This is a genomic window from Paenibacillus sp. 23TSA30-6, from assembly GCF_014858585.1.
In the GTDB taxonomy this organism is placed as follows: domain Bacteria; phylum Bacillota; class Bacilli; order Paenibacillales; family Paenibacillaceae; genus Paenibacillus.
Map to the genome: position 1 here is coordinate 105,995 of NZ_SLTL01000008.1, position 24,832 is coordinate 130,826.

General features: G+C 47.5%; 19 protein-coding genes. All 19 read left to right on the forward strand.

Annotated elements, in window-relative coordinates:
• Positions 1-2,517 carry a glycoside hydrolase family 3 N-terminal domain-containing protein gene (locus E0698_RS09540; protein WP_192511404.1) on the forward strand — a complete coding sequence of 839 codons (2,517 nt, stop codon included), beginning with the start codon at positions 1-3 and terminating at the stop codon, positions 2,515-2,517.
• 289 nt (positions 2,518-2,806) lie between these two features.
• A complete protein-coding gene (def, locus tag E0698_RS09545; protein ID WP_044644521.1) occupies positions 2,807-3,388 on the forward strand; it encodes a peptide deformylase in 582 nt (193 codons plus the stop codon).
• A 163-nt stretch (positions 3,389-3,551) separates the two neighbouring features.
• On the forward strand, positions 3,552-5,342 hold the full coding sequence (locus E0698_RS09550) for a sensor histidine kinase (RefSeq protein ID WP_192511405.1): 1,791 nt from the start codon (positions 3,552-3,554) through the stop codon (positions 5,340-5,342).
• Complete coding sequence (locus tag E0698_RS09555; RefSeq protein WP_192511406.1) at positions 5,335-6,903, forward strand: response regulator transcription factor; 1,569 nt, start codon at positions 5,335-5,337, stop codon at positions 6,901-6,903. The genes E0698_RS09550 and E0698_RS09555 overlap by 8 nt, the downstream gene beginning before the upstream one ends.
• Positions 6,904-7,312: 409 nt before the next feature.
• Positions 7,313-8,719: a cytochrome ubiquinol oxidase subunit I gene (locus E0698_RS09560; protein ID WP_192511407.1), complete on the forward strand. Its 1,407-nt coding sequence runs from the start codon at positions 7,313-7,315 to the stop codon at positions 8,717-8,719.
• The gene (cydB, locus tag E0698_RS09565) at positions 8,706-9,719 is read left to right on the forward strand and encodes a cytochrome d ubiquinol oxidase subunit II (RefSeq protein ID WP_134912569.1); all 1,014 of its coding nucleotides are present in this window, start codon (positions 8,706-8,708) and stop codon (positions 9,717-9,719) included. The genes E0698_RS09560 and cydB overlap by 14 nt, the downstream gene beginning before the upstream one ends.
• Positions 9,719-11,518 carry a thiol reductant ABC exporter subunit CydD gene (cydD, locus tag E0698_RS09570; protein WP_192511408.1) on the forward strand — a complete coding sequence of 600 codons (1,800 nt, stop codon included), beginning with the start codon at positions 9,719-9,721 and terminating at the stop codon, positions 11,516-11,518. The genes cydB and cydD overlap by 1 nt, the downstream gene beginning before the upstream one ends.
• Complete coding sequence (gene cydC, locus E0698_RS09575; RefSeq protein WP_192511409.1) at positions 11,499-13,319, forward strand: thiol reductant ABC exporter subunit CydC; 1,821 nt, start codon at positions 11,499-11,501, stop codon at positions 13,317-13,319. Before cydD ends, cydC begins: the two co-directional genes overlap by 20 nt.
• 214 nt (positions 13,320-13,533) lie before the next feature.
• Positions 13,534-14,373 carry a sensor histidine kinase gene (locus tag E0698_RS09580; RefSeq protein WP_192511410.1) on the forward strand — a complete coding sequence of 280 codons (840 nt, stop codon included), beginning with the start codon at positions 13,534-13,536 and terminating at the stop codon, positions 14,371-14,373.
• On the forward strand, positions 14,370-15,029 hold the full coding sequence (locus E0698_RS09585) for a response regulator (protein WP_149095194.1): 660 nt from the start codon (positions 14,370-14,372) through the stop codon (positions 15,027-15,029). The genes E0698_RS09580 and E0698_RS09585 overlap by 4 nt, the downstream gene beginning before the upstream one ends.
• A gap of 134 nt (positions 15,030-15,163) precedes the next feature.
• Positions 15,164-15,580: a cupredoxin domain-containing protein gene (locus E0698_RS09590; protein ID WP_192511411.1), complete on the forward strand. Its 417-nt coding sequence runs from the start codon at positions 15,164-15,166 to the stop codon at positions 15,578-15,580.
• A gap of 185 nt (positions 15,581-15,765) precedes the next feature.
• The gene (nikA, locus tag E0698_RS09595; RefSeq protein WP_420873685.1) at positions 15,766-17,301 is read left to right on the forward strand and encodes a nickel ABC transporter substrate-binding protein; all 1,536 of its coding nucleotides are present in this window, start codon (positions 15,766-15,768) and stop codon (positions 17,299-17,301) included.
• A complete protein-coding gene (gene nikB / locus E0698_RS09600) occupies positions 17,298-18,239 on the forward strand; it encodes a nickel ABC transporter permease (RefSeq protein WP_149095192.1) in 942 nt (313 codons plus the stop codon). Before nikA ends, nikB begins: the two co-directional genes overlap by 4 nt.
• A complete protein-coding gene (gene nikC / locus E0698_RS09605; protein WP_192511412.1) occupies positions 18,236-19,039 on the forward strand; it encodes a nickel transporter permease in 804 nt (267 codons plus the stop codon). Before nikB ends, nikC begins: the two co-directional genes overlap by 4 nt.
• A 1-nt stretch (position 19,040) precedes the next feature.
• Positions 19,041-19,841, forward strand: a complete 801-nt coding sequence (locus tag E0698_RS09610; protein ID WP_238353930.1) for an ABC transporter ATP-binding protein — start codon at positions 19,041-19,043, stop codon at positions 19,839-19,841.
• 19 nt (positions 19,842-19,860) lie between these two features.
• Positions 19,861-20,646: an ABC transporter ATP-binding protein gene (locus tag E0698_RS09615; protein ID WP_149095190.1), complete on the forward strand. Its 786-nt coding sequence runs from the start codon at positions 19,861-19,863 to the stop codon at positions 20,644-20,646.
• A 381-nt stretch (positions 20,647-21,027) separates the two neighbouring features.
• Complete coding sequence (locus E0698_RS09620) at positions 21,028-22,041, forward strand: ABC transporter permease (RefSeq protein ID WP_192511413.1); 1,014 nt, start codon at positions 21,028-21,030, stop codon at positions 22,039-22,041.
• A 15-nt stretch (positions 22,042-22,056) separates the two neighbouring features.
• Positions 22,057-22,959, forward strand: a complete 903-nt coding sequence (locus tag E0698_RS09625; protein WP_192511414.1) for a carbohydrate ABC transporter permease — start codon at positions 22,057-22,059, stop codon at positions 22,957-22,959.
• 90 nt (positions 22,960-23,049) lie between these two features.
• A complete protein-coding gene (locus tag E0698_RS09630) occupies positions 23,050-24,744 on the forward strand; it encodes an ABC transporter substrate-binding protein (protein ID WP_192511415.1) in 1,695 nt (564 codons plus the stop codon).
• Positions 24,745-24,832: the final 88 nt, after the last annotated feature.

Below are 24,832 nucleotides of genomic sequence, written 5' to 3' on the forward strand. Positions count from 1 at the left end.
ATGTTAGGAATTTGGAACTGTATTGTACAAACTGATGTATTGAATATGAAGTTCATTTTTAGAATTACCAACGACCATGGCTATACCGTAAATATGAAAATGGAGCCTATGAACTTTAACGTGGAGTTCTTTAAAGTTTCGGTGGATCAGAAAAAGTTGAAGGCCGTCGGACGGTCTGCTCTGCTGGCTGGCAAAGAAGTGACCTTGGAACTGGGCTTTGAGGCGGGAAAATGCAACGGTTCTATTGATTTTCCCAAGTTAGGAAGCATCAAACTGGCGGGAACTGTAGGGGAAGGCCCCTCGTTGCTCGAAGGACTCAAACAGAAAATTAAGGAAGAAAAACACTCCGAACCCGTTCAGAGAAGTGCTGCGGAAATTGATGCAGCCGTTAAGGAATGGCTAGACCGAATGACGTTAGAAGAAAAAATCGGTCAAATGAGCCAAACGGTAGCCTCAGCTTTTTCCTTTGGCAACACGGTCATTTCAGACACACCGCAGAAACTGGTGGAAGAAGGTAAAGTAGGCTCCATCCTTGGAGCCTTTGATATGAACAAGGTGTATGAACTGCAAAAAATTGCAGTAGAGAAATCACGCCTGAAAATTCCGCTGTTTTTCAATGCCGATGTTATTCATGGTTATCAAACGATTTTTCCGGTTCCCTTGGCTTGGTCCTGTAGCTGGGATCTGGAGGCGATCAAACGGGCGACTGCGATTTCAGCGAAGGAAGCCTCGGCCTCCGGCGTGACCTATAACCATGGACCCATGGTGGATATTACGCGCGACCCTCGTTGGGGTCGTGTAGTAGAAGGGGCGGGCGAAGATCCCTATTTGGGCTCACAAATAGCCAAAGCTCAGGTCGAAGGTTTCCAGGGCGAAGATTTATCCGACAGGAACTCTATCATTGCCTGCCTCAAGCATTTCATCGCATACGGTGCTGTTGAGGGTGGTCGAGATTACAATACGGTAGATATATCGGAACAGCGGTTAAGAGAGACCTATCTTCCTCCTTTTGAGGCTGGATTAGCTGCTGGCGCAGGCTCTGTTATGAACTCGTTTAACACGTATAACGGCATACCGATTGCCGGAAATAAACAGATATTGAATACGCTATTAAGAAAAGAGCTTGGTTTTGAGGGCATGGTTATTTCCGACTATGGTTCCATCTCGGAGCTTGCAGTCCACGGGGTTGCCAAAGATAACAAACAAGCTGCCAAGCAAGCTCTGGATGCTACGCTGGACATCGAAATGGTCACACAGATGTATGCCAAGTTTTTGCCTGAACTGGTGGCAGAAGGCCAGGTTTCGGAAGAACATATCAATGCAGCAGTAAGCAGAATCCTTACTTATAAATACAAGATTGGAATTATGGACGATCCGTATCGTTACATCCGGCCGGAAGAGGCTGAACGGCTATACATGTCTCAAGCACATTTGGAGGAGAGCCGATCGTTGGCGAGAAAGTCCATTGTGCTGTTAAAAAACAAACAAGTGCTGCCTTTACAGAAGACGGGTCAAAAGCTCGCTTTAATTGGACCGTTTGCCCTTAGTAAAGATTTGTTGGGCTCCTGGCAATTCTCCAATTATGGAGAACAAACGGTAAGTCTGCTGGAAGGGGTACTATCCAAGCTTGCGGCGAACGATTCTGTTACAGTGGTGGCAGGCTGTGCCGTTGAACATAAAATTGAGGGTGGAATTACCGAAGCGCTTGAAGCCGCTGCTTATAGCGATGTCATCGTTTTGGCTCTCGGTGAGGAAAGCGAGCATTCCGGCGAAGCGGCTTCCAAAACGAAAATTTCACTGCCAGAAGCACAACTGGAGCTAGCTCAAGAAATCGTAAAGCTGGGCAAACCGACGGTATTGGTACTTACAAATGGTCGTCCTGTGTTGTTAGACTGGTTTGAGACGCATATGGATGCCATCGTCGAGACATGGTACCTCGGTTCACAGGCTGGACATGCCATCGCCGATGTATTGTATGGAGACTATACCCCGTCTGGCAAGCTCACCATGAGTTTTCCGTATAATGAGGGGCAAATTCCGATTTATTATAATCACTACAATACCGGTAGACCTGCTACAGAACGAAAAGGAAAATATGCTTCAAAATATTTGGATGCATCCAATGAGCCTTTATATCCTTTCGGATATGGCTTGAGCTACACGACTTTTAAATATTCTGAAGTAGTCCTTAATTCCGAGCATCTACATCGCGGAGGTAGTATCACAGCGAGTGTCACCGTTACTAATACAGGCGAATACTGCGGGGAAGAAATTGTACAGATGTACATTCGGGATTTGGTCGGCAGTGTCGTAAGGCCTGTAAAAGAGCTTAAAGGTTTTAAGCGAATTTCCCTGACTGCGGGTGAAAGTCAGCAGGTTATATTCACCATTACAGAGGATGATTTGAAATTCAACACTTCGGATGGCTCCTTTCAGGCAGAATCTGGAGATTTTAAAGTATGGATCGGCACTAATTCAAGAGACGTCCAGGAAGCTGCGTTCGAGCTGTTGGATTAAGAAAAAAGCCACTACATGGTCGGAGGGGCGCATTATCGTTATTGTGCCCATTCCGTTCTTTGGTATCGACTTATTTATAGCAGGGCTTGTATGGCTATCATAGATCAGGAGACTTACAAATCACTTAGTGCGATATGTAAGTCTCTTTTCTTGTTTATCTTTTTGACAATTCATTTCATGAATAGATATAATTTATGGGATAAAATTTGCAGCAAAGCCGGGAATTCCCCCTCCATATTTCGCAGGATCACATGAAAGTATATTTATTAAAATGAATCGAGGCTGATGAATGAGCAATCTACCGATGGACATGCTTCTCACGAAGGATATCGTGCGCGAAGGGGAACCGATTTTGCGTACGAAGGTTGATCCGGTATGCCTGCCGCTGCGTGAAGAGGATCTTCAACAGATGCGGTGGATGATGGATTATCTGAAAAATAGTCAAAATGAAGAGCTGGCAACCCGTTATGATCTGCGTCCGGGTGTGGGATTATCAGCCAACCAGGTAGGTCTGAACAAAAGAATGTGTGCTGTCTATTATCAGGATGGAGACAAAACGGTTGAGTATGCGCTGTTTAATCCGAAGCTGGTCAGCCACTCGACGTCCATGATTTATTTGGAACAGGGCGAAGGCTGCTTGTCAGTGGATCGTTACATACCCGGATATGTCCCGCGTTATGAAAAAATTCGCATTAAGGCCAATTTGCCGGACGGAACGCAGGAACTGCTGACTTTCAAAGGCTATCCGGCGATTGTGGTACAGCATGAGATGGACCATTTGGACGGCATCATGTTCTATGACCGTATTAACCCGGACGATCCTCAAAAGCTGCCGCAGGGTGTGCATATCGAACCTTTTGTGCGTGAATAGTTCATGATCCGTAAAGTGTGGTGACTCTGTTCGCCACATTTTTATTTTGCAAAAAAATATAGATATAGAGGTTGCGAAGCTTTAAACTGGAATCATGTACATCGTGATGCAGTGAGTTAAGGAATACATAATAATGTAAGCGCTTATCTAACGGGGGGATGGCATGTATCGTGGAGTTCGGCATCTGATGAATAATATGCGTATGCGAAATAAGCTGCTGTTCTCCTACGTGCTGATTGTCATGATCCCGGTGCTGGTGGTGGGCGGATGTGTCACCTTTTATTTGCGGGAGCAGGCTTTGGACAGTGCAATTGCCCAAACGGTGAACAACGTGGAAAAGATCAAGAGCCAGACTGCGAATTTATTGCGTGTACCCACGGATATTTCAAATGGGCTGATGTTCGATAAAAGGCTGAGGGAGATGGCGAACCGCCGTTATTCGGGCATGGTAGAGCTGATGAATGCGTATCATCAATACAAGGACTTTAATGAGTATGTACAGCAGTATAGAGAGATTGCGACCATCCGTTTTTATTCGTATAATTCGACGCTTGTCAATAATCTGGAATTTATCCCTGTAGATTCTGGTATTGAGCAGCAGAAGTGGTTCCAGACTGCCTTGGGGGGGACGGCGATTAACTGGTTTTATATTCAGGATAAGGATGATAACCCGGTAAACCGGCTGAGTCTGGTGCGGCAAATTCCCTTTCCGGAATACAACACCAAGGGAGTTCTGATGATTGCGCTGAGTCAGACGGAGCTGAACCATATGCTCAGCAAGGAACCGTTTGAAACGCTGATTGTGGATCGCAACGGAATCGTGGTCGCGGCTACCCATACACAGTCCGTGGGTCAAACATTGGCGGATTTGCATTTGGGCTTTGATGTACAGGGTGCGGGTAAGGGTATATATGAAGCGAAAATAAACGGGAAATCCTCGAACATTATTGTGGATGAGCTGCTGCCAGCCTCCAGTGTGAGCGGATTGACGATTATTTCGGTGTTTTCGACGGAACACATTGTACAGGGAGCGAACCGGATCAGCTTGATCGGCGCATTATGTGTTCTTGCGGTGCTGGTCATGGCATTGGTTCTAATTACGATGATTTCCTGGCTGATCACCAAAAGACTACAGCGGTTGAGCCATGAGCTGGGTAAGGTGGCTGCGGGGGATTTCCATGTCGTGTCCAGCGTGGAGGGGATGGACGAAATCGGGGATTTGTCCCGCCGTTTCAACTATATGGTTGCCAGCATCCGCCAGTTGATGGGGCAGGTTTATGAAGCGAGTGAGAAAAATAACAGGCTCGAAATGGCGCAAAAGGATATCAAACTAAAGATGATGGCCAGCCAGATTAACCCGCACTTCCTGTTTAATGCGCTGGAGTCCATTCGCATGAAGGCACATCTGAACGGGGAAGCGGAGATTGCAACGACGGTACGATTGCTTGGCAGATTGATGCGGCGGAATCTGGAGATTGGCAGCGGTAAAACGACGGTGCGTCAGGAACTGGATATGGTACGATCCTATTTACAAATTCAGCAGTTCCGGTTTGGAAATCGTTTGGTCTATGAAGTGAATCTGGCAGAAAGCGCTGAGGAATTGTCCATTCCTCCATTAATCATACAGCCGCTGGTAGAGAACGCGGTTATTCATGGCCTTGAAAACAAGGAAGAACCCGTTACCGTAAAAGTCGATATTTCGATGGAGCTACGAGAGCTGCAAATAAGAGTGGCTGACGATGGGATTGGCATGGAAGCAGAACAGTTGTCCCGTCTGCTGGACCGTATAATGGGCACGGATGAGCCAGAAGGGAGCAGTATCGGGCTGCGCAATATTCACCAGCGTCTGACGCTGATGTATGGCGAATGTTATGGTCTGCACATGGAGAGCGTACCGCAGGCAGGAACAACCGTAACCTTTTCAATACCCAGGGAGGAGGAGTCGAATGTATAAAGCGATGATTGTGGATGATGAGCCTGCGATCCGTGAAGGATTGACCTCCATTATTGATTGGAGGGACTGCGGCTTCCATATTATAGATACCGCAGGGAACGGGCGCGAAGCATTGGATAAATTTAAGGAGCACCGGCCGGAGCTGGTCATTGTTGATATTCGTATGCCGGGGATGAGCGGGCTGGAGGTCATACGGAGCATACGCGAAATGAACGGCGAGCCGTTTCATTTTCTCATTTTAAGCGGTTATGCGGACTTTGATTATGCGCGGCAGGCGATGGGCTTTGGCGTGGATGGTTATTTATTGAAACCTGTGGACGAAGAAGAAATGACGACAGAGCTGAAACGGGTACGGCGAAGCATTGAGAGTGAAAAAGAAGACGGCAAGTGGGGGAGCCCGCCTCCCCATGAGCGCGATTGGATCGAAACCCTGCTGTTTCCTGAACATCCTGACCAGCATCCAGCGCCACCCGCTTTGGATTGGGGAAGCTATCAGGTCGTACTGCTGGATCTGCGGATACCCGACTGGGATCGGCAAGCCCGGCAGTCAGCAGCAAAGCTGCGGCTAATGGAAATGTGCCAGGAGCAGGGCAGGGGGATTGTATTCGAAGCCGGAATTTATACAGGCTTGCTACTCCCTGCCACGGTGGAAATACAAGAAGATGCTGTTCGGTTGCTGGCTTCCTGGCGACAGGCACTAAAGCCGTGGACAACGGAAATATACGTAGCTGCTGGTGATCCGGTGGGCAGACTACATGATATTCCAAGCTCTTTTGAGCAGGCGCTGCGTCTACTGGAGCGTACTTTCCTGTTCCGTGCGGAAAGGGTGATGCTTACCCGTGACCTGCATGATTTGGAGACTTCGGACGAGGAAATGTGTGAAACGACTGATAAAACCTCGGACTCTATGCGTTATGCAGAGAAGCTATACTACGCGTTGGATATGGCGAATCGTGAAGCTGCAATACGTGTATTGAAGGAAATGGAGGTCCAAGTTCCTCAGATCTATCGTACAGAAGCTGCAATCAAGGCGGCGTTTGCACAGACATTTACCTTGGCGCTGAACAAGTATGCGGCTGGACAGGAGCAGAGCCGGACGGTGCTGGAGGAGCATTCGCGCTTGATTACGGATGTATATGCTTATTCAACCTTGGGTGAGCTGGTGGATCGGTCGCTAGAGCATGTGCTGCAATGGATTGGTCAGACCGATTCGGGCGGTAAAGAAACGATCATGAAACAATTGATTGATTTCATTCACAGCCATTATGATGAGAACCTGCGCTTGGAGCTGTTGGCGGATATGTTTAATTACAACAGCGGCTATTTGGGCAAATTGTTCAAAAGTCATACAGGCGAAGCCTTTAACGCTTACCTGGACAAGGTGAGGATCGAGCGGGCAAGGGAACTGCTTGCACAGGGAATCAGGGTGCATCAGGTGGCAGGACGGGTCGGATATGCCAATGCCGATTATTTTCATGGCAAATTCAAAAAATATGCGGGGATGTCGCCTTCCTCCTACCGTAATCGGGTTCAGAAGAACGAAGGGACGGATGGCAGTTGATGGGCTCCCATAGGTTAAATTGATGAAGTCTCTCTTGCGGATGTCGGAGCAAAAGTCTCCGAACGAAGAGAGGCTTTTTTTCATGGAAAAAAAATTGGACAGATCAATCGAAAATGTCACACTAACTAGAAGATTTGAGTTGTTTTCATAAATTCGCCATCGTTACGACACAGTTTTGACACGATGTTCACACTTTCGATTCTATTTCATTCAAAGCTATTCTATATAATGATGATATTCTTAAGCCGGGTTATGAGATTCCGTAATGAAGATGCCTGAGGGGGCTATTCCTAAAAAGTGATCGTTCCATATGTAATAATGTGAATACTATCACAAGGATGAAGAAAGGCTTCAGAACCTAATTATTAACATTCATTCTTAAGAGAAGCGCAGGGGGAGGAATAACATTATGGACATATTAGAATTGGCACGGTTGCAGTTTGCGACCACAACGATTCTTCACTTTGTTTATGTGCCGATCTCCATTGGATTGTCGTTGTTGGTGGCAATTATGGAGACCATGTATGTAATCAAAAAAAATGATTTGTACAAAAAAATGGCTCAATTCTGGGGAACGTTTCTGCTGATTAACTTTGCAGTGGGCGTCGTCACCGGAATTTTGCAAGAGTTTCAGTTCGGGATGAACTGGTCGGACTTTTCCCGGTTTGTCGGTGATGTGTTCGGTACGCCGCTGGCGATTGAGGCACTGCTTGCCTTTTTCCTGGAATCAACCTTTATCGGATTGTGGGTATTCGGCTGGGAACGTCTGTCCAAAGCAGTCCATTTAACCTGTATGTGGCTGGTATCCATCGGTACGATGCTGTCTGCTTTGTGGATTTTGGCAGCCAATTCATTCATGCAGCGTCCAGTAGGATATGAGATTCAAAATGGCCGCGCAGAAATGAAAGATTTTGCCGCTCTGTTGACGAACGAACAACTGTTGTGGGAGTTTCCACACACACTGTTTGCAGCTATTGCCACAGGTGCTTTTCTCGTCGCGGGAATTAGCGCATGGAAGCTGATGCACAAAAAGAATCTGGACTTTTTCAAGCCTTCTTTCAAAGTGAGTATTATTGTCGCATTGATTAGTTCGATGCTGATTCCGATGTTTGGTCACGGACAGGCTCAATATTTGGTAGAAACACAGCCAATGAAGATGGCTGCCAGTGAAGCTTTGTGGGAAAACAGCGGCGATCCGGCCCCTTGGACGGTTATCGCACGTATTGATCCTAAAAAGAAGGAAAATACCTTTGAGATTAAAGTTCCTTTTGCCCTGAGTTTGTTGTCGTATAACAAGCTGTCCGGCGCGGTATTGGGGATGAATGAGCTTCAGGCACAATATGAACAAGCTTACGGACCGGGCAACTATATCCCGCCGGTACGTACTACATTTTGGAGTTTCCGCATTATGATTGCAGCCGGATGTGCGATGATTGCACTTGCCTTGTACGGAGCTTATCTGACATTCCGTAAAAAATTGGAGGGTTCGCATCGCTGGTTCTTCCGCTTGATGATGCTCGGTATATCACTTCCATTCATTGGGAATACTGCGGGTTGGATCATGACGGAAGTGGGGCGTCAGCCTTGGACTGTCTTTGGTTTACTTCAAACCAAAGATTCGGTTTCGCCTACCGTTGGGGCAGGGGAAGTGCTGTTCTCACTGATCTCGTTTACCGCATTGTATTTAATTTTAACGGGTGTGCTGGCATTCCTGTTTGTCCGTACAGCTCGCAAAGGTCCGGATATCGAACCATATCAGGAAACGGTAATCCATGATCCATTCGCTCAAGGGGGTGACACCATTGACGTTAAATGATTTGTGGTTCTTATTGATTGCTGTGCTGTTCACCGGCTTCTTCTTCCTGGAGGGCTTCGATTTTGGCGTGGGTATGGCTACAGGTCTGGTGCCGCGTAATGACCAGCAAAAACGCTTGATGATCAATACGATTGGTCCATTCTGGGATGCAAACGAAGTATGGCTGATCACAGCAGCGGGTGCGATGTTCGCGGCTTTCCCACACTGGTATGCGACGATGTTCAGCGGATATTATCTGGTATTTGTACTTATTCTGCTTGGTTTGATTTTACGCGGAGTTTCCTTTGAGTTCCGGGGTAAGGCAGAAGGAAAATGGTGGACAGGGACGTGGGATGCCTGCATTCTGATTGGCAGCTTTCTGCCGCCGATGCTGTTCGGTATGGCTTTTGCGGCTTTGGTAAAGGGTGTACCTATTCAGCAAAACATGGACTTGAAAGCCGGATTCTCCGATGTGTTTAACGGATATACGGTATGGATTGGACTGACCGTGGTGGGGATGTGCCTGATGCATGGGCTGACGTTTATTTCCCTACGGACGATTGGAGAAGTGCGGGATCGTGCCCGTGTGATTGCGTCTAAATTCCTTCCGATATTAGGTATTTTGCTGGCTGGTATGGTGGTGTGGACTTATTTTGCAACAGACGTATTCACTCGACGTGGCCCTTATATGTATGCCGCAGTTGCAGTGGGGATCGTCGCCTATGTGCTGGCATGGTATTTCCTGAAGCAGCGCCGCGAAGGCTGGGCCTTCGGGATGACGGGAGCTATCATTTTGCTGACATTCGTTTCGTTGTTCGTCGGCTTGTTCCCAAGATTTATGGTGAGTTCGATCAACAGTGCATTTGATTTGACGATATATAATGCAAGCTCCAGTCATTACACACTGAAAGCCATGACGATTGTTGCAGCAACGCTTTTACCCTTTGTGCTGGCTTATCAGGCGTGGAGCTACTTTGTTTTCCATAAGCGTCTCAGTGAAAAGGATCATTTGGAATACTAATGGATAAAGCATGGTTTGGATTAAAGGGCATTCGGCCGGTAATGCTGCTGCTGGCCGCCCTTTCCCTGGCCCAGGGGGCCGCTGTGATTGCGCAAGCGATTTTTTTGGCAAAGGCTGTTACGATTTTATTTGATAAAAATCCGCTGGTGATGGCTTGGCCGCCACTGGCGTTGTTTTTCGCGGCTTTTGCTGCGAGGCATACGATGATCTGGCTGCAACGCCGGACAGCAGGCCGCTTTGCCGAAGCATCAGGCGCTTCCTTGCGGGAGCGTCTGCTTGCTCGTTTGTTCGAGCGAGGGCCTGTTTTTGCTGCCAAGGAAGGTAGCGGGAAGCTGGTGACGTTGGCGCTGGATGGAGTGGATCGTTTTCGCACGTACTTGGAGTTGTCCATTCCGCGTATGATTGACATGATGTGTGTGACGATACTTGTGCTTGTGTCTGTTTTCACATTGGATGTAATTTCAGGTGTGATTTTGACGGCTACGATGCCCATCCTGATTGGCTTCTTTATCCTGCTGGGCTTGGCGGCGCGGAAGCAGGCAGATAAACAGTGGCGTTCTTATCGTCTGTTATCGCATCATTTCACGGATTCGTTGCGCGGCCTACAGACGCTGCGTTTTTTGGGCCGTAGCCGGGAGCATGGAGAAACGGTCGGGAAGGTCAGCGACCAGTACCGCACGGCTACGATGCGTACACTGCGGGTCGCGTTTCTGTCCTCTTTTGCTCTCGATTTTTTTAGTATGCTGTCGGTGGCTTTTGTGGCGGTAGGCTTGGGCTTGCGACTGATTACCGGATCGGTGGGACTGGAAGCGGCACTTGCGGTACTCATTCTGGCCCCGGAATATTTTATGCCTGTACGCCAGTTGGGATCGGACTATCATGCCTCGCTGGATGGCAAGGAGGCTTGGGGTGCAATGCGCTCCATTCTCAGTACAGAGGATGAAGCGGCTCAACAAACAAATTCCGTGGATATCCTTACGGGGAGTGGCAGCACAGACAATGCTAAGGGTGACGGCAATGCCCTAAATATCACGGGACAGGGTACGATCAGGTTGTCGGATATATGCCTTCTCAACGAGGACGGTTCCGCACGGCTTGACCACATATCCGCGAGTGTTGAGCCGCATATGAATATGATCGGCATCGTCGGAGCCAGCGGTGCAGGTAAAACAACGCTGCTCAGTTTGCTTGGCGGCTTCGCTGAACCGACCTCGGGCGAGCTGAACGTGAATGGATGGGCATTGGCTGGTGATAACAAAGCCGAATGGCAGCGTCATATTGCCTATATTCCGCAGCATCCGTACCTGTTCAGCGCTTCTTTGGCGGATAATATCCGGTTTTATGAACCGGAGGCATCCAACGAGCAAGTGGAATGGGCGATTGACGCGGTTGGACTGCGTGAGCTGGTGGATGGTCTTCCGAATGGATTGGATGAGCCGATTGGTGAAGCGGGCCGGGCGCTGAGTGGAGGACAGGCGCAGCGGATAGCGTTGGCGCGTGCTTTACTGAGTAATCGTCCAGTGATTTTGCTGGATGAGCCGACTGCACATTTGGATATTGAGACGGAATGGGAGCTAAAACAGACGATTTTATCTGTTTTGCAACATAAAAGAGTGTTTCTCGCGACCCATCGACTCCATTGGATGCCGGATATGGACTGTGTCTGGATGATGAATCAAGGCTGTCTGGAAGAAGCAGGATCACATAAGCAATTGGTTGCCCGCAAGGGAGGATATTACCGTTTGCTGACGGGAATGACGGAAGGAGGGGACGGACGATATGCGAGCCACGGACAATAGCGGCCAAGGCTGGTTTATATTTTATCTGAGACAATATTTCTGGGCCTTTCTGGCTGCGGCGCTTTTGGGCGCTCTGGCGATTGGATGTGCAGGCGCATTGCTCTTTACGTCCGGTCATCTGATTACCCGTTCGGCTTTAAAACCGGAAAATATATTGATGGTGTACGTTCCGATTGTGCTTGTACGGACGTTCGGCTTTAGTAAGGCGGTCATTCAGTATCTGGAACGGCTGGTAGGACATGATGCCGCGCTGCGTCTCGTGTCCCGTATGCGGGTACGGCTGTATCGGGCAGTAGAACCACAAGCACTTATGATTCGCAGCAAGTTTCGCACAGGGGATCTGTTGGGTTTGCTGGCGGAGGATATTGAGCAGCTTCAAAACATATATTTGAAGCTGGTTCTGCCCGCGATATCGGCGTTGCTCATTTATGCATTAGGCATTTCGGCGCTCGGACGGATGGACGGAACCTTTGCCCTGATGATGGCACTGTATTGCGGATTTTTACTTTTTATTGCCCCGGCCATCTCGCTGTGGACCTCGCTCGCCAAACGGCGAACGTTCAAGCAGGAACGAAATACAGCCTATCAGGAGCTGACCGATGCTTTGTTTGGTATGAGTGACTTGGTGCTGAGCGGGCGGACTGGACATTTTCTGGCTTCCTTCGCCCAACGGCAAAACAAGGCTGCTGTAGTGGAAAATTCACTTCGACGGGGCGAATGGCGCTCTCATTGGATCGCACAGTGCGTCGTAGGTGGCGGAATTGTGATGATGACCGTATGGGCTGGAGGACTGGTAGCGGAGAACCGCATAGAGGCAACATGGCTGGCATCCTTTGCGCTTGTTGCTTTTCCGCTGCTGGATGCTTTTGTCCGCGCTGGAGAAGCGGTGGTCCATGCGCCGGAATATCAGGATTCGCTTCGACGCCTGAAAGAGTCAGAGAAGAATACACCTACACCTGCTGCACCTGCATCGTTTTCGGCATCGGCTTCTGTGAAAGCAGGGCAGCAAGCAGCAGGTGGCACAGTAGACAAAACAGAGGTAGAACATGTGACCGCCCAGCTATCTGGCAACTCAAAAGAGCTACTGCTGAACAACGTGAGCTACCGCTATGCAGCAACGCAAGAATGGAGCGTGCGCGACATTTCCCTGCGTGTGCCGCAAGGGGGTAAGGTTGCGCTGCTTGGTCGCAGCGGTGCGGGCAAGTCCACGCTGCTGAATCTGATTCAGGGTGCATTGCAGCCGGATGAAGGGAGCGTCACTGTCGCAGGTGCGCCCGTGTATACAGGCGGGGCGTATTCCAGCCTGTTTGCAGTGTTAAACCAGCAACCGTATTTGTTCGATACAACGGTAGCGAACAATATTCGGTTGGCGCGGCCTGATGCTACGCTGGAAGAGGTTCGTGCAGTAACCGAGCAGGTGGGACTGGGAACGCTAATTGATTCTTTGCCGGATGGCTACGACACCCGGATGCAGGAAACGGGCCTGCGCTTTTCCGGTGGAGAAAGACAACGAATTGCACTGGCGCGGATTTTGCTTCAAAATCACCCCATTGTTCTACTGGATGAGCCAACGGTGGGACTCGATCCGCTGACAGAGCATGAACTAATGCAGACGATGTTTCGTGTGCTGGAGGGCAAAACGCTCATCTGGATTACACATCATCTGACCGGAATGGAGCATATGGACGAGGTGATCTTTATGGAGCAAGGCGGCATTTCGATGCGAGGCAGTCATGAGCAGCTTTGGCAGGAGCAACCCCGATACCGCAACCTGTATGAACTGGATCATCCCGGTCTGTAAGAAATAGAGAAGATCAAGCTTCGGTAAAAAGATCCTTAACATTGGAGTCGGCATGGATATATGCCGGCTTTTTTCCTTCTCTATCCGCTGTAGAACGATCTTGTTCTGAATCAGCAAAAAAGTTATGCTTGGAAGGCATAAAGACACTCGGAACGGTTTGAACCACTGATCTGCTCGGTTAGTGCGAGTTTCGTGGTGCTGCGAGGAGGCCCGCATGACGTATAAACAAATTAAATCGATTATCCTATTTGTACCTACACTAACGGTTGGAGCCTGGGAATATGTGAGACACCAGTTCTTGCTCCCCTATATATCTATGGACCTGGGAAACTGGCTGACTCCGGTCATCTTGTATTTAATCAGTGTGACGCTGTTAACCAAGCTTTTTCATATGCTGGAACGTATTCAGATGGAGTTGCAATACGAACGCGCGGCCAAAGCAGCCCTTGAAGCCAGAGAGGATCTTGCCAAGGAGCTGCATGACGGGATTGCCCAATCACTTTTTTTATTGTCCGTCAAAATGGACCGGCTGGAGCACAACGGCGATCAAGAGCAGTATCATCAGGATATTTATAAAGTCAGAAAGACCGTCCACGAAGTGAACCGTTATGTTCGCCAGGCGATTGCCAATTTAAGATTTGATCCGACCACCGATGAGATGCTGGCAACCAACGAATCCCTGGACTACAAGGTGCAGCAAATGATTCACGAAATTCCTGTGTATGTAGATATTCAGTGGACCATTCCTGATGATGCGCTGACTCCCAAAGAGAAAGTAGAGCTTCTGGCCTGCATTCGCGAGGCAGTTGTCAATATTGAAAAGCACGCTGGGGCTTCCAAAGGCTGGATTATTGGAGAAGGTGACCTCGATCAATGGAAAGTCATCGTCAAGGACAACGGCAAAGGTTTTACGACCGATCCTTTTCGGTTTAAAGACCGATACGGCCTAAATATCATGAAGGAAAGAGCGGAAGATATGAACTGGACGTTGCAGCTTCTGTCGGATTCTTCGTATACCATAGTGGAAATATCCAAAGAGGGAGAACACAAATGACACATACCCGTGTACTGGTCGTAGATGATTCTGTTCATGCTCGCGAGGCCATCTGTGAAATATTGTCTATGGATCAAAGCTTTAAAATCATCGGTGTGGTGGATAACGGCGAAAAAGCAATTGAATTTACCGAGCAATGGCTTCCAGATTTGATCCTGATGGATATTTCGATGCCTGGAATGGACGGACTGGAGGCTACACAGCGGATTAAGCTCATGTATCCATATGTCAAAATAGTGATGATTACCGTGTCGGATGACATGATTCATCTACTTGAGGCTTTGAAACGGGGTGCCCAAGGCTACCTGTTAAAAAATATAGCGCCCTCCACATGGCTGGAATACCTGCATTCTATTGTGAATGAGGAAGCGCCGCTGAGCCGGGAACTGGCTTTTCAAATCTTGAAAGACGTCACCATAACAGCGGAAAAGGAACCGCAGGTCCGTCTTACCTCAAGAGAGCAGGATATTTTATATGGGGTGGCGGCAGGGTGGACGAACAAGGAGATCGCCGAAAAATACGGTATTTCCGAGTACACGGTAAAAAACCATTTAAAAAATATTTTGCAGAAGCTGCATGTTCAGAACCGTGTACAACTGACGAGATATGCATTGGAAATGGGGCTTGTTCCTGATGATCCTAAATTCAGGCCATAAGCCTTTTTGTTTTTTGACACCATTTAGTTCAAAATATAGCTCGAATGAGGTGTTTTAAATTTTGATTAACTTTTATATACTGGTTAGAGTTGATGTGTCACATGTGAACGATCAACTGGAGGGGATTGACTTGAATGAAAACATTCATCTCTAAAAATTGGCACTTGATGCTGATTGGTTTTGTAGCGCTGATCGTAGGCGGGTTTGTCTTGTTTTATTTTCAGGGGAGCGTGTCTTCGTTTCCGGCTAGCCAACCTAAAACCGTTCAAGAAGAGCCGGACAAAGCCAAGTATGAAATTGTTACGGTAAATGTAGAGGGAGACGGTTTTTATCCTAAAAATATTGAAATAAAAGCTGGTGTCCCGACTAAAATTAATTTTAAGAGATCGACATCCTTTACTTGCATAGACGAAGTACAATCGTTGAAGCTTGGAATGGACGTTTTTATGGACCACGAAAATAACTATTTTACCATCAAAGACCTGAAACCGGGTGTATATGAGTATAATTGCGGCATGTACATGTACTATGGGACCATCACGGTGAAATAAATCAATAGTAGCCTTCCAACACATTTTGTGCTGAGGGGCTATTTTTTTGCCTTAATACAAGGGATCTATAATAAAAGTCACAAAATGTTCAAGATTAGTAGGCTGATATAGCTCAAGTGGGTCAGGTCATGACAAGTGACAGGTAGGTATGATGGAAGGAAATGATAGAGAAATGAAGGGGAAGCATGAAAAAAAGAAGATTCACCCAAATGATATGTATGTTTCTGACCGTAGTCTTACTGGCTGCTTGTTCTGGCCCGCAAGAAAGTTCAATGCCAGCAACGCAGCAGCCAAAGAAAGAGCTAACCTTCCTGTTTAACTTCGCCAGTCAGACTGTTGATCCCAGTCTGGATTACACTCCGCTAAGAGCAGGAGTCGTAGAAACGTTGGTTAAACTGGACGAGAATGTAAAAATACAGCCAAGGCTGGCTACCCAATGGTCGAGTAAAGACGGGCAAAACTGGGAGTTTCAGATTCGCGACGGTGTAACCTTTCAAAACGGAAAAAAACTGACCGCAGAGACGGTTAAGCAATCGCTGGAACGCTCAATAGAGCTAAATCCGGGGGTTAAGCAGGTATTGCGAATTAAATCCGTGAAGGCCTCCGGCCAAACGCTGCATGTGGTGACGGAAGAACCATTCCCTCAGTTCCCATCCGAACTGGTTCATCCCAACACAGCCATTCTGGATACAGAAGCAGCCGATCCGGATAAAAAGCCAATCGGTACAGGGCCCTTCCAAGTAGAATCCTTCACTGCAGGCACATCATTAAAGCTTGCCCGCTATGATGGATATTGGGGTGGGGCAGCCAAGCTGGATCGGGCGGTTTTTGCTTTTAACGAGGATGCGAATGCACGTTTATCCGCCATTTTATCCAGTGATGCAGATATCGTTTATCGCCCACCTGTTGAAAGCATGGACAAAATGAAGCAAGACAATCAGCTCAAGCTGGATTCAGTGGTTAGCTTGCGTACCCATGAGTTGATTTTTAACACGAAAAAGCCTTTGTTCCAAAATGCGAATTTGCGCAAGGCATTTGATGCTTTGGTTAACCGTGAGGAGCTGAAGGATGCTATTATGGGCGGACAGGCTACGGTCGCGCAAGGTCCATTTTTGCCGAATTTCCCGTTTGTACCGGAATATCCAACCCGCAAAACCGGGACTGAAGAAGCGCTCAAGTGGTTTAAGGAAGCCGGGTATCAGGTGGAAAACGGCAAAGTAACGCAAAACGGGAAGCCGTTAACCTTAAAGCTGGTGACTTACGCATCCAGAGCCGAGTTCCCTATCTTCTCACAAGCGTTGCAATCGGAAGCCCAGCATTTGGGCATTACGCTGCAAATCGAGCAGGTTGAAAATTACGAAGACTATTTGATGAACGATACGACTTGGGATCTGGGCATGTACAGTCCGTTGATTGCGCCTCGTGGTGATGCCAGCTACTTTTTGAATGTATCGTTTCTACCAGATGGTACGCTGAATTATGGAAAAATCAACGATGAGTTCTTAAATAAATTGATTTACCAGTTAGATCAAACCGTAGATACAGCAAAACGGAATGAACTAATATCTCAAGCGCTCACGAGAATTCATGAGCAAACGTACTATTCCTATCTGGTGCATCCGAACACGCTGGTTGTATACAAAGACCGTGTGAAAAACTGGGTAACCAGCAAAAGCGAATATTACATGCTTACCAACCAGTTGGATGTTGAAGCAAAATGATTCAAAGGCTTGGGAAAAGGCTGATCGAGTTTTTCCTGTTTATTTTTCTTCTGTCGCTTATCAGCTTCGCGGGCATTAAGCTTGCTCCGGGAGACGCGGTGCGACAACTTCTGCGTGTGGATGATGTGGCGGTTACGAACGAGCAAGTAGAGATCCAAAGGGAGATCATGGGGCTGAATGAGCCGGTTATCGTGCAATATGGGGAATGGCTCTCGAAATTCATTCGTTTGGATTTGGGAACCTCCTACATGACACATCGTCCGGTCATAGAAGAAATATGGACGAGGATGCCGGCGACGCTTCTTCTGACGTGTACCTCCATTGTGGTGTTGATCGGAGTTGCGGTACCGTTGGGCGCTTGTTCAGCTTTATATCCCAAGAAATGGATTGATCGAGTCAGCCGGGTGCTCGCGATTATGGGAGCATCGATCCCCAGCTTTTGGCTAGGAATTTTACTTATTGAGGGATTTTCGGTGCGCTGGTCGGTTTTTCCTTCCATGGGGAACGGTACTTTGATGCATCTGGTGTTGCCTTCGCTGACACTGGGGCTGACAATGGCTGCGGTATATGTGCGTCTTATTCGTTCCAGCCTGTTAAACAGCTTGAGCCAGGATTTTATACTGGGTGCAAGATCCAGAGGGATTGGAAGGAAGCGTATTTTTTGGTTGCATGCGTGTCGCCATAGCCTGACTCCCGTAGTGACTATGTTTGGCATTAGTGTCGGAAGCTTGTTGGGTGGGAGTGTCGTGGTCGAAACGATATTCGCCTATCCGGGTCTGGGGAAATTTATTGTAGAAGCCATTCATAACCGGGATTACCCGATGATTCAGGGATACATTTTATTTATGGGTGCTATCATTATGCTGCTTCACGTGGTGACGGATATAACGGTAGGATACGTGAATCCTGAAATCCGCTTGAAGGAGGGAGGACATTGAGTACATCCCGACTTCCTCTATGGTTGTTTATCGGTGGAATAGCTGCATTGTTCATCCTGCCTGAGTTTATGAAAAATGATCCGTTACTCGTTTCGCTCAATCATAGGCTTCAATCCCCAAGCGGCGAGCATTGGCTGGGTACGGATGGTTTAGGCAGAGATTTAATGTCACGGTTGGTATACGGAGGCAGAAATACGGTTGGCACAAGCTTGTTGATTTTGCTTCAGTCTCTCGGTATTGGCATTCCGGCCGGCGTAATCGCAGGGGTTATGGGCAAAGGGATAGACCGACTATTCATGCGTGTGTCGGATTCCTTTTTGGCTTTTCCCGATTACTTGATTGCCATCGTACTGACAGGCTTGCTTGGGCCGGGTGTCGTCAACCTGATGATTGCAATTGTATCGGTAAAATGGGTGGCATACGCTCGTCTGGTAAGAAGCAGCTTGATGGCTGAAAAAGAGAAGGATTATATCTACAGCGCCCGCTTGAGCGGGGTGCCGACGATTCGATTGGTCATCCGGCATTTGCTGCCAGCGGCTTTCAGAGAAATTGTGGTCGTAGCCACACTGGATTTGGGTAAAATCATTTTAATGATCGCGGGTCTATCCTATATTGGACTCGGGCTACAGCCGCCTACTCCCGAATGGGGAGCGATGCTGAATGAGGGACGGGCCTATTTTCACAGTTCTCCGTTGGCGATGGTTATTCCGGGGGTGGCCATTATGCTGTTCGTTCTTTTATCCAATCTGATTGGGGATCAGCTACGGGACAATCTTGAACTAAGGCCACGGGGGAAATGAAATGATGAACATTCTGGAAATAACCGGACTGCATTTGAGGTCAGAGCAAGGCTTGATCGTACGTGATCTTCATATATCTATTAGCGCGGGACAGTGCCATGCGCTGATTGGTGAAAGCGGTAGTGGGAAAAGCATGACCTCGCTGTCGATTGGCGATCTGCTTCCTGCGACGGTCTGGGTAGAATCCGGTAAGATCGAATTGTGTGGAAGCCCGTTACTCACCCTGTCCAAGAGAGATAGAGAACGCCTTCGCGGGCAGGAAATCGCTTATGTTTTTCAGGACTATGCCAGCGTGTTTACGCCGTTTATCACTATAGGCAAACTAATGGACGAAACGCTAAAAGCACATCATGTGTTAGAACGCAAAAGCCGCAAAGAGCGCATCGTGCAAGTCCTCGAACACGTTCGATTACCGAAAGAAATATACAACCGTTATCCATTTCAGCTCAGCGGTGGGCAGCTACAAAGGGTATCGCTTGCGGTAGCCATCATGCTGGAATCCAAGCTGCTGATTATGGACGAGCCTACGACAGCATTGGATCAAACGAATGCCAACGAAATTTTACGGATCATTTCAGAGCTAAAAGAACGCACCCAATGCGGCATTTTGTTCATCTCGCATGACCTGAGAAACGTCAAGCGCTACGCCGATCAAGTCACCGTAATGCGAGAAGGGCAGCTTATGGAGTCGGGGAACACATTGCCATTGTTGAACAACCCGAAGCAGCCCTACACCCGAAGGCTGATTGAAGCTATTCCATCCTTGCGCCCATCAATGAAATCCGTGCATGAGTCCATATAGAGAGGGCGGCAACATCGTTATGAACCCGAAACTTGTACCTGAACTTTTAGTCGTGCAGGACGTGCATAAATCTTACCGCAAAAAGAGACAAGTGCTCGGCGGGGTATCGTTGACGATTCGAGCGGGTGAATGTGTGGGACTGATTGGAGAAAGCGGCTGTGGAAAAAGCACATTGGCACGCTGCATCATGCTCATGCAAGGTATAGATGCAGGAACAATCTGGTTTCAGGGAACGCCCGTTCAAGCAGAAAAAAAGGAATCGTTAAAACGTTATAAAGGACAGATGCAGGCCGTATTTCAAAATCCCTCTGCGGCGCTAAATCCAAGGTTTCGTTTACTGGAATCCGTCATGGAGCCACTGGATCAACTGGAACAAAAGATTCCATCCTTTTTGAAAGACTGTGGTTCGGACAGAAGAGAAATAGCAGGAAAATTGCTGGAATATGTGGGCCTATCACCTGAATTGCTGGATAGATACCCTCATGAAATCAGCGGTGGACAAAAGCAACGGCTTTGCATGGCAAAAGCTATCAGCGTGGAGCCTGCACTCATTATTATGGATGAACCAACATCCAGTCTGGATACCTTAATTCAGTCAGAAATGTTGAACTTACTCAAGGAGTTACAGGGCAGACTGAGATTTTCGTATTTGTTTATTTCCCACGACTTACCTGTGGTGCAGTATATGTGCGACCGGGTGCTAGTCATGCACGAAGGACATTTGGTGGACGAGTTTGTAAAGGAGGAACTTTTTGCTCCCAACAGACATCCATACACCCGCCAATTAGTTGCAGAATATGATTAATAGATTCTAATTCATTGCCCTGACCAGCTTAAATTGCTGGTCTTTTTTGTATCTATGATTTTAAATTAGAAAATTCACATTAGAACGGAGCAGGCGGAATGTTGCTGGACAAGCGAAGCGATCGCCTGAAAGCTTTCCGTAGGAAAGCTCGCATCGTAAGCATAAACTGCCCCGGGATTTCTACCATTATGTGCTTATTCAAGAAATCCGGGGGCAACAGCGATGGGAAGCACCATCCGCATGCGTAGTGGCACGAATGTAATTTTCAACGTTCCCCCCATATATCTAATTTTGAACTGATTTTTCTCCTAATTCGTTGGGTATCCGCTTTCAAGTCAGCCAAGTATGATAATAGTAACTACATACAAGGAGGAGCTTGTTATGGAATCATCAACTGAAACCGCTTCCAATGCTGGTGCTACGATTCCTGAGTCTAACCGGGGCAGACCGCGCAAGGTACGCGGGCCGAAGCGCGGGCGTGGAGAAAAAGGCTTGTGGGACAGTGTAAAGCAACAAAAGTACCTTTATTTTATGTCCATTCCTTTCGTCATATGGGTGTTTGTTTTCAGTTATCTTCCGCTGTGGGGCTGGACGATGGCATTTCAAAATTATAAGCCCGCCAAATACTTTCTGGATCAGAAGTGGGTGGGGCTGGATAACTTTATTGAGCTATTTCAGGACGAACGTTTTTATTTGGTGCTGCGCAATACGCTGGCGATGAGCCTGATGGGGATTATCTTTGGTTTTGTTGTTCCAATCTTTTTTGCCATTCTGCTAAATGAGCTGCGGGGGATGTTGTTCAAGCGATTCGTGCAGACCATATCCTATCTCCCGCATTTTGTATCATGGGTTGTTGTTGCCGGGTTGGTTACGAAAATGCTGTCCATAGACGGAGGAATCGTCAACGATATATTGATAGCGCTTCATATTGTGGATGAGCCGATTCAATTTATGGCGAAGGGTAGCTGGTTCTGGTATATTGTAACCGCTTCAGATATATGGAAAGAGACGGGCTGGAACACGATTATTTATTTAGCCGCAATCACCGGGATTGACCAGGAACAGTATGAAGCCTCGCGTGTGGACGGGGCAAGTCGCTGGAGACAGATGTGGCATATTACGCTACCGGGTATCCGTTCGACCATTGCCGTTCTGTTCATTATGGCGATTGGGCATCTGGTGAGCAACGGTTTTGAAAAGCAGTTCTTGCTCGGCAACAGTCTGGTGACGGATTATTCCGAGGTGCTGGATTTGTATGCGCTGAATTACGGGATTAATTTGGGTCGTTTCTCTTACGGGACAGCGATTGGTATTTTCAATTCGTTGGTCAGCATCCTGCTGTTGTTTACGGCAAATGGCATATTCAAAAAACTGACCAAAGAAAGCATCATGTAGGGAGGGAGATGCGAAATGACGAATAAGGCATTTAATGCTACTCGGTCTGAAAAGCTGTTTGACCTGTTTAATTATGTCCTGATGGCTTTGATCGTGGTTGTGACATTATATCCATTTTTGAACGTACTTGCGATTTCCCTGAACAATTCAACGGACACCGTTCGCGGTGGTATTTATATATGGCCCCGCCAATTTACGCTCGAAAATTACAAAACGATTTTCCAGTACGAGGGCCTTCTTCAGGGACTGCAAATATCCATTCTTCGTACTTTAGTCGGGACGGTACTCGGATTGATCTGCGCGTCTATGCTTGCTTTTACATTGAGTCGGGTCGAGTTTCGCGCTCGTAAGTTTATCTCCACGTTTCTGGCGTTGACGATGTATTTTTCCGGCGGGATGGTGCCCGTGTTTATTTTGATGCGTGATCTGCATCTACTGGGTTCGTTTTGGGTGTACATTTTTCCAGGCTTAATTAGCGCATTTAACGTGTTTGTTATTCGTTCCTTTATGGACGGTTTGCCGTATGCGTTGCAGGAGTCTGCCAAACTCGATGGGGCGAATGATTTTACGATTTACTGGAGAATTATTTTGCCGCTGTGCAAACCAGTATTGGCAACGATTGCTCTTTTTTTGGCAGTAGGTCAGTGGAATGCTTGGTTTGATACGTATTTGTATAATGGTGGGGCTCCGCAATGGACGACGCTGCAGTATGAGCTGATGAAGATACTGCAAAGTACGCAGCAAGGTGGCTCCAGTATGACAAATAGTAACGATATGGCTAAGCAAATGGCTCAAATTTCACCAGAGTCGATTAAAATGGCGATTACAATTACGGTTACACTTCCCATTCTGATGGTATATCCGTTCCTGCAAAAGTATTTTGTAGGCGGGATGACGCTGGGCGCGGTGAAATCATAATGCGGTGAAATCATAAAAGCCGGGCTTCCGGCGGTAAAGTAACTGCGATTTGCAGGTTAAGTCATCATAAGAATATAGGAGGTTTTGTTCATGAAAAAGGTTTGGTCCAGATTTGCACTCATTCCCTTGCTCGCGGTGTCACTTACCGCACTGGCAGGCTGTGGGGGAAGCGATAAAGCAGCAAAGGAAGGTACATCCAGCGGCACAGACCCGATTACGTTTAGCTTCTTCGGAGCAGATACAAGCCCGCAATGGAATGGAATGAAGGATGAAATAGGCAAGGAAATCACCAAGAAAACAGGTATAACCTTGAATGCGGAATTTGATGTCAGCGGCGGAGGTGGAGATGACCGAATTGCTTTGATGGCAGCAAGTGGAGAATACCCGGACTTGGTTTCTCCTAAAGCGAATATTAGCAAGCTCGTGGATGCGGGGGCCATGATTGATCTGACAGATCTGATCAATGATCACGCACCCAATCTCAAAAAGCTATACGGACCCTATATGGATCGTTTGAAATACAGTAATAAAGATCAATCTATCTATGTCCTTCCTACGTATGCAGGTGTGGGACAGGAGAGCTTTGACGCGACGGGGGGATTTGAAATTCAGCATAAAGTGCTAAAGGAGTTAGGTTATCCAAAGGTAAGAACGCTACAGGATTATGAAAACGTACTCAAAACCTATGTAGCCAAGCATCCGACGATCAATGGCAAAAAAACGATCCCTCTCACGCTGGATGCAGACGACTGGAGAATTATGATTACCGTAACGAATCCTGCCTTCCAGACGACTGGAGCGCCGGATGATGGTGAATATTTTATTGATCCCAAAACATTTGAAGCCCAACTTCATTATAAACGTCCAGAAGAAAAGGAATATTTCCGTTGGTTGAACCACATGTACAATGAAGGGCTGCTGGATAAAGATTCATTTGTGCAAAAAAGTGATCAATACAAATCCAAAATTGCCAGCGGTCGTGTCCTCGGTCTGATCGACCAGGAGTGGGGTTATCAGGATGCTGAGAATGCGTTAAAAGCGTCAGGCAAGGCCGATTCCAGTTACGCCCATTTTCCAGTTACACTTTCGGAAGAATACAAGGATCGTTCCTTTCAGGATACGGGCTTCACGTCCGGTTATGGAGTAGGTATTACAGAAAATTGCAAGGACCCGGTGCGGGCTATTAAATTCCTTGATTATTTAGCTTCCGATGAAGGACAGGTGCTAGTGAACTGGGGGATCGAGGGCAAGCATTATGAGATCAAAGACGGCAAACGCGTCATTCCGGCTGATGTGCTGGAGCAAAAAACGAATAATGCAACCAACTTCAATAAATCCACTGGAATAGAATTGTACACGCTCATCAGCGGACACTATGGTGATGGCGTGAAGGATCCTACAGGTAACTACTATACTGCCAAATTCCCGGAGCAAATTATCGCGGCTTATTCGGAGCCGGAGAAAGAATCACTTAAAGCATATGGCGTAAAAACGTGGAAAGATCTGTTCCCGGACAAGAAAGAATTTGATGTGAAGCCATGGGGTGCAGCCTATAACCTGACAACAGACAATGAATCAAATTATAACGTTACGTTCAAAAAAACGACGGATATTATCCGCAAACGTATACCGGAAGCTATCTTGGCCCCAACATCCAATTTTGACACCGTATACGACAACATGGTTAAAGAACTGGATGCCGCTGGAGCTGTCCAAATGGAACAGCAATACACGCAACTGGTGAAGGACAGAGTGGAGTTATGGAGCGGCAAGGCTTCTAAATAGCGAGCTGACTTAACGAGGCGCAACAAAATGATGGGTTGTCGGAAAGACGGAGCGCTTGTCCTTGTGGTTCATACGGGATTGGCGCTCT

Excerpts from the sequence above, each read along its gene's own strand:
- E0698_RS09540 (WP_192511404.1), top strand. The coding sequence starts at position 1 with ATGTTAGGAATTTGGAACTGTATTGTACAAACTGATGTATTGAATATG.
- def (WP_044644521.1), top strand. The coding sequence starts at position 2,807 with ATGAGCAATCTACCGATGGACATGCTTCTCACGAAGGATATCGTGCGC.
- E0698_RS09550 (WP_192511405.1), top strand. The coding sequence starts at position 3,552 with ATGTATCGTGGAGTTCGGCATCTGATGAATAATATGCGTATGCGAAAT.
- E0698_RS09555 (WP_192511406.1), top strand. The coding sequence starts at position 5,335 with ATGTATAAAGCGATGATTGTGGATGATGAGCCTGCGATCCGTGAAGGA.
- E0698_RS09560 (WP_192511407.1), top strand. The coding sequence starts at position 7,313 with ATGGACATATTAGAATTGGCACGGTTGCAGTTTGCGACCACAACGATT.
- cydD (WP_192511408.1), top strand. The coding sequence starts at position 9,719 with ATGGATAAAGCATGGTTTGGATTAAAGGGCATTCGGCCGGTAATGCTG.
- cydC (WP_192511409.1), top strand. The coding sequence starts at position 11,499 with ATGCGAGCCACGGACAATAGCGGCCAAGGCTGGTTTATATTTTATCTG.
- E0698_RS09580 (WP_192511410.1), top strand. The coding sequence starts at position 13,534 with ATGACGTATAAACAAATTAAATCGATTATCCTATTTGTACCTACACTA.
- E0698_RS09585 (WP_149095194.1), top strand. The coding sequence starts at position 14,370 with ATGACACATACCCGTGTACTGGTCGTAGATGATTCTGTTCATGCTCGC.
- E0698_RS09590 (WP_192511411.1), top strand. The coding sequence starts at position 15,164 with ATGAAAACATTCATCTCTAAAAATTGGCACTTGATGCTGATTGGTTTT.
- nikA (WP_420873685.1), top strand. The coding sequence starts at position 15,766 with ATGAAAAAAAGAAGATTCACCCAAATGATATGTATGTTTCTGACCGTA.
- nikB (WP_149095192.1), top strand. The coding sequence starts at position 17,298 with ATGATTCAAAGGCTTGGGAAAAGGCTGATCGAGTTTTTCCTGTTTATT.
- E0698_RS09610 (WP_238353930.1), top strand. The coding sequence starts at position 19,041 with ATGATGAACATTCTGGAAATAACCGGACTGCATTTGAGGTCAGAGCAA.
- E0698_RS09615 (WP_149095190.1), top strand. The coding sequence starts at position 19,861 with ATGAACCCGAAACTTGTACCTGAACTTTTAGTCGTGCAGGACGTGCAT.
- E0698_RS09620 (WP_192511413.1), top strand. The coding sequence starts at position 21,028 with ATGGAATCATCAACTGAAACCGCTTCCAATGCTGGTGCTACGATTCCT.
- E0698_RS09625 (WP_192511414.1), top strand. The coding sequence starts at position 22,057 with ATGACGAATAAGGCATTTAATGCTACTCGGTCTGAAAAGCTGTTTGAC.
- E0698_RS09630 (WP_192511415.1), top strand. The coding sequence starts at position 23,050 with ATGAAAAAGGTTTGGTCCAGATTTGCACTCATTCCCTTGCTCGCGGTG.